We start from the raw sequence: 5,199 nt of genomic DNA, 5'->3' as shown, positions 1-5,199 counted from the left end.
CCCTGCAAGTGGTCGAGAGCGAAACACCGGACAACTCGAACAAACGGGCCCCGGTGTTCATCGATGCCAGCCTCGATCAAACCAGTGTGTACGTTCAGGCTCAGGCGGTCCTGACCCTGCGTATCTACCATTCGGTGTCGCTGTACGACGACAGCAGCCTGCCCCCCTTGCAGATACCAGATGCGCGCATCGAACAATTGGGCGACTCACGCACCTACGAAAAAGACATCGATGGTCAGCGCCACGGCGTGATCGAAATGCGCTATGCGATCTACCCGCAACACAGTGGCGAACTGATCATTCCGGCGCAGATCTTCAACGCCGCGCTGGTCGATGCGCAACCGACCCAGGACGCCGCCCAAGGGCCGAAATCCGGCAAGCTGATGCCCGTCACCTCGACCGAACTACTGTTGACGGTCAAGGCCAAACCCATCACCTATCCGGCCGACGCACCCTGGCTGCCTGCGCGCAGCCTGAGCCTGAGCGAAAGCTGGAACCCGGAGCCGGACCACACCCAGGTCGGCGATTCACTGACCCGCAGCCTGACAGTGACGGCCGAAGGCTTGTCCAGCACCCAACTGCCACCACTGCCCGGCACCGATGTCGGCGGCCTGCGCCGCTATCCGGATCAACCGGTGCTCGGCAACCAGAACAGCGAACGCGGCCTGGTCGGCAGTCGTGAAGACCGCGAGGCCCTGGTGCCGACACGGACCGGCGCCATCGAGCTGCCCACCGTCGACCTGGTCTGGTGGAACACCTTTGAAGACCATCTGGAACACAGCAGCCTGCCGGCTCGCACGCTGCACGTGGCGGCCAATCCGAGCCTGGTGGTGGACACCCCGTCCGGCGCCTCACCGATCGATGCCAGCGCCGACAGCGAAGCGCTCTGGCGCTGGAAGCTCAGCACCTTGATCCTGGCCTGCACCACCCTGCTCGGCTTCGGCCTCTGGTGGCGTGGCCGCTGGCAACCGGCGGTGGCGCGTGTCGCGCAAACCGGCCCGAGCCCACGCACCGTACTCGACGACCTCAAGCGCGCCTGCCAGGCCAACGACTCCCACGCCACCCGCCAGGCCCTCGACGCCTGGGCCCGGCAACAACCGGAAACCCTGGCCGACATGGCCGCCCGCTTCGTGCCACTGTCCGACGCCCTCGACGGCCTGAACGGCGCGCTGTACAGCGAAACCGGCCAGTACTGGCAAGGTGAGGAGTTGTGGCGGGCGATCAAGGCAATCCCGATGGCCGAACGGGTGCAGGATCCGGTTGGTGAGAGTGGGTTGCCGCCGCTTTATCCCAAGTAAACACCGACCCTTGTGGCGCCCAGCGGGAGCAAGCTCCCTCGCCACAGGTGTACGGTTCGAAGACATCCATGCAGCGACCAGACTTTTTTACCAGTAAACTCTCCCCCCTTTCGCCGCCTTCATTTTTCCCGCGGCCATTACCTATTTTGTAGCGGAGTCCGCCTTGCGCTTGTTTCACACCTCCGACTGGCACCTCGGGCAGAACCTGCACGGCCAGGATCGCGATTTCGAACACGGCTGTTTTCTCGAATGGCTGTTGCGCCAGCTGAAACTGGATCAACCGGATGTGCTGTTGATCGCTGGCGATATCTTCGACACGGTCAATCCGCCGGTCAAAGCCCAGGAGCGCCTCTACGACTTCATCGTCAGCGCCCACGAACAGCAGCCGTTGCTGACCATCGTGATGATTGCCGGCAACCACGATTCCGGCTCGCGGATCGAACTGCCCGCACCGTTGATGCGCCGCTTGCGCACTCATGCGCTCGGCCGCGTGCTGTGGCTGGATGACGGGCAACTGGACGCCGAGCGCCTGTTGCTGCCCTTGCCGGATGCCAGTGGTGAAGTCGCCGGCTGGTGCCTGGCGCTGCCATTCCTGCGCCCGGCGGAAGTCACCGGCGCGCATTTGGGCGACAACTATTTGCGCGGGATCGGTCAGGTGCATGAGTGGCTGATCGAAGCGGCCAACGCCAAGCGCCAGCCGGGCCAGGCACTGATCGCCATCAGCCACGCACACATGGCCGGCGGCTCGGTGTCGGAAGACTCCGAGCGCAGCCTGATCATCGGCAATGCCGAGGCCCTGCCCGCCAGCCTGTTCGGGTCGAGCATCAGCTATGTCGCTCTCGGCCACTTGCACAAGCCGCAGAAGGTCAACGGCGAGGAGCGCATCCGCTACAGCGGCTCGCCGATCCCCCTGTCGTTCTCCGAGATCAGCTATCAGCACCAAATTCTCGACATCAATCTCGACGGCGAAACCCTGCTCAGCGTCGAGCCGAAGCTGATCCCCCGCGCGGTCAACCTGCAACGTATCGGCCCGGCGCCATTGAGCGAGATCCTGCTGCAACTGGCGGACCTGCCGAACATCGACCTGTTGGCCGAGATCCAGCGCCAGCCATGGCTGGAGGTGCGGGTGCGCCTCGATGAACCGCAGCCCGACCTGCGCAATCAAGTGGAAACCGCCCTGCAAGGCAAGGCCGTGCGCCTGGTGCGCATCGCCGCCGAATACGCCGGTAACGGTGGCCGTGACGGTGCCAACGAAAACAGCACGCTGATCGAACTGGACCAGCTCACGCCTCAGGAACTGTTCAGCCGCGCCTGGCAGGACAACTATGGCAGCGAGGTCGACGAACAGACCCTCAAGGACTTTGCCGAGCTGTTGCAGGACGTACAGATGGAGAGCGAACAACCATGAAAATCCTCGCGATCCGCCTGAAAAACCTCGCCTCCCTGGCCGGGCCATTTGAAATCGACTTCACCGCCGAACCCTTGGCCAGTGCCGGACTGTTCGCCATCACCGGCCCCACCGGCGCCGGCAAAAGCACCCTGCTCGACGCCCTGTGCCTGGCGCTGTTTGGCGCCGTGCCGCGCCTGAACAACACCGGCCGTGACGCCAAGGTGCCGGACGCCGATGGCGAAATCGCGACCGGCGACCCGCGCACCCTGCTGCGTCGCGGCACGGGTGAAGGCTATGCGGAAGTGGATTTCGTCGGTGTCGACGGCCGCCGCTACCGCGCCCGTTGGGAAGCCAATCGCGCCCGGGACAAGGCCGCCGGCAAGCTGCAGGCCAGCCGCCAGAGCTTGCGTGACATCGATCAGGATCAATTGCTCGCCAGCCAGAAAGGCGAATACAAGACTCAGCTCGAAGCTGCGCTGGGGCTGAATTTCGAACAGTTCACCCGCGCGGTGATGTTGGCGCAAAGCGAGTTCAGTGCGTTCCTCAAGGCCGATGACAACGACCGCAGCGAACTGCTGGAAAAACTCACCGACACGGCACTCTACACCCGCCTCGGTCGTCGGGCCTTCGACAAGACCAAAGAGGCTCGCGAGGCGCACAAGCTGCTGCAGGATCAGGCCAGCGGTGTGACGCCGCTGTCGCCCGAAGCCCGCGCAGAACTGGATGAGCGCTTCAACCAGGCGCAACAACAACTCAAGACCCAACAGGCACAGCTCAAACAGCTTGAACTGCAGGACACCTGGCTCAAGGACCTGCGTCGATTGCAGGACGAACATCTGGCCGCCAGCGAACAACTGCAATCGGCACAGACCCACTGGGAGGCCCTGGCCAGTGAGCGCTTGAGGCTCACCCGCCTCGAACAGCTGGCCCCGCAACGGCACCAGTTCGCCCGTAAAGCCGAGGTCGAGGGGCTGCTGACACCCTTGGCGGCGCAAATTGCCTTGCACACGCAGCAGCACGGCGAACTCGGCGAGCGTCAGACGCAGCTCGAGCAACAGCTTAGCGCCGCCCGGATCGCGTTGAACGAAGCGCAACAACGGCAAACCGCCAGCGCGCCGCTACTGCGCCAGGCCTTCGAAGCGCAAAGCACCCTCRCCCGCCTCGCCAAGGACACCGCCCTCAGTGCCGAGGCAAAGCAAAATGCCGAGCAGGCCTGCGGCCAGGGCCAGAGCACGATTCAGACCTTGCTCGATCAGCAAACCCGGGGCGCCGGGGACTTGCAGCGCATCGCCACCGAGCTGGAGCAAAGCACGCATCTGGCTCCGCTGAGCGATGCCTGGAATGCCTACCGTGATCGCCTGCAACAGTTGGTGCTGATCGGCAACCGGTTGAATCAGGGTCAGGCCGAACTGGCCAGCCTCGAACAAAACGCCACGAGCACCGAACAAACGCACAGCGCACAGAAGCAGCAACTGGAGGTGCTGTTCAAGGAGGCCGGCGCCGAACCGGATGCCGTCGCCGAGCAGATCGGTATTCTGGGCAGCCTGTTGCAGGACAACCGCAAGCAACTGCGCGCCGTCGAAGACCTTGCGCGCCTATGGGCCAGCCAGCAGGACCTGGACAAGCGCGGCGCCGAGCTGCAACAACGCCAGCTCACCGCGCAGCAGGAACGTGAACGCCTGACCCAGGATGGGGTCAAGGCCAAGGCTGATTTGAGCGTTGCCGAACAGACCCTCAACGTCACCCGCGAACTGCTGGAGCGCCAGCGTCTGGCGCGCAGTGCCAGTGTCGAAGAGCTGCGCGCGCAGTTGCAGGACGACCAGCCATGCCCGGTCTGYGGCAGCAACGAGCATCCCTATCATCAGCCCGAAGCCCTGTTGCAAAGCCTCGGCCGTTTTGATGAAAGCGAACAGGCCAACGCGCAGAAGGCCGTTGACCTGCTCAAGGAAAAACTCACCGACTTGCGCGCCGAAGTCGGCGGGCTGATCGCCCAGCAAAAGGAACTGCTGCAACAGCAAGAGCAACTGGCGACTCAGCAGCAGGCCCTCGCCCCAAGCCTGGAAGCGCATCCGCTGGCTGCCCAACTGCTCAATCAGGATGCCGCCAAACGCGATGCCTGGCTCATTCAGCAAAACAGCCAGCTCAACCAGAGCATCAGCCAGGACGAGCAACGGCAGAGCGCGCTGCTCACCCTGCAACAGGATGCCGCACGCCTGACCCAGCAACTGCGCCATGCCGAAACCGCGCACCAGCAAGCGGCCCAGCACCTGAGCAATCAACAGCGCGAACTGGGCAACGACCGCCAGCGTCTGGACGAAGAAYTCAGCGCATTCGCCCATCTGCTGCCAGCCGAGACCCTGCAAGCGCTGCGCGTCGAGCCGGCCGCGACCTTCATGCAGCTCGACCGGCAGATCGCCGAGCGCCTGGCGCAACTCGAGCAACAAAAGGAAGAACTGGCCGAGCAGCAACAGCGCCAGCAAAACCTGGAGAAGGAACAGGATCGCCAGCAAA

3 protein-coding genes are annotated in these 5,199 nt (G+C 64.0%); all 3 read left to right on the top strand.

Annotated features, from left to right (window positions below; genetic code table 11):
* A partial coding sequence (locus ACXRVY_RS19600; protein ID WP_458238032.1) for a BatD family protein occupies window positions 1–1,298 on the top strand: 1,298 nt, incomplete at its 5' end.
* A gap of 163 nt (window positions 1,299–1,461) precedes the next feature.
* Complete coding sequence (locus ACXRVY_RS19595) at window positions 1,462–2,706, top strand: exonuclease SbcCD subunit D C-terminal domain-containing protein (protein ID WP_223463795.1); 1,245 nt, start codon at window positions 1,462–1,464, stop codon at window positions 2,704–2,706.
* Window positions 2,703–5,199, top strand: a 2,497-nt coding sequence (locus ACXRVY_RS19590; protein ID WP_458238031.1) for an AAA family ATPase, incomplete at its 3' end; no start/stop codon positions are given. The genes ACXRVY_RS19595 and ACXRVY_RS19590, both read left to right, overlap by 4 nt.

Source organism: Pseudomonas sp. P5_A2_2 (assembly GCF_054177685.1).
Note: the sequence above shows the minus strand (reverse complement) of the source record. Positions and strands in the feature narration are given on the sequence as shown.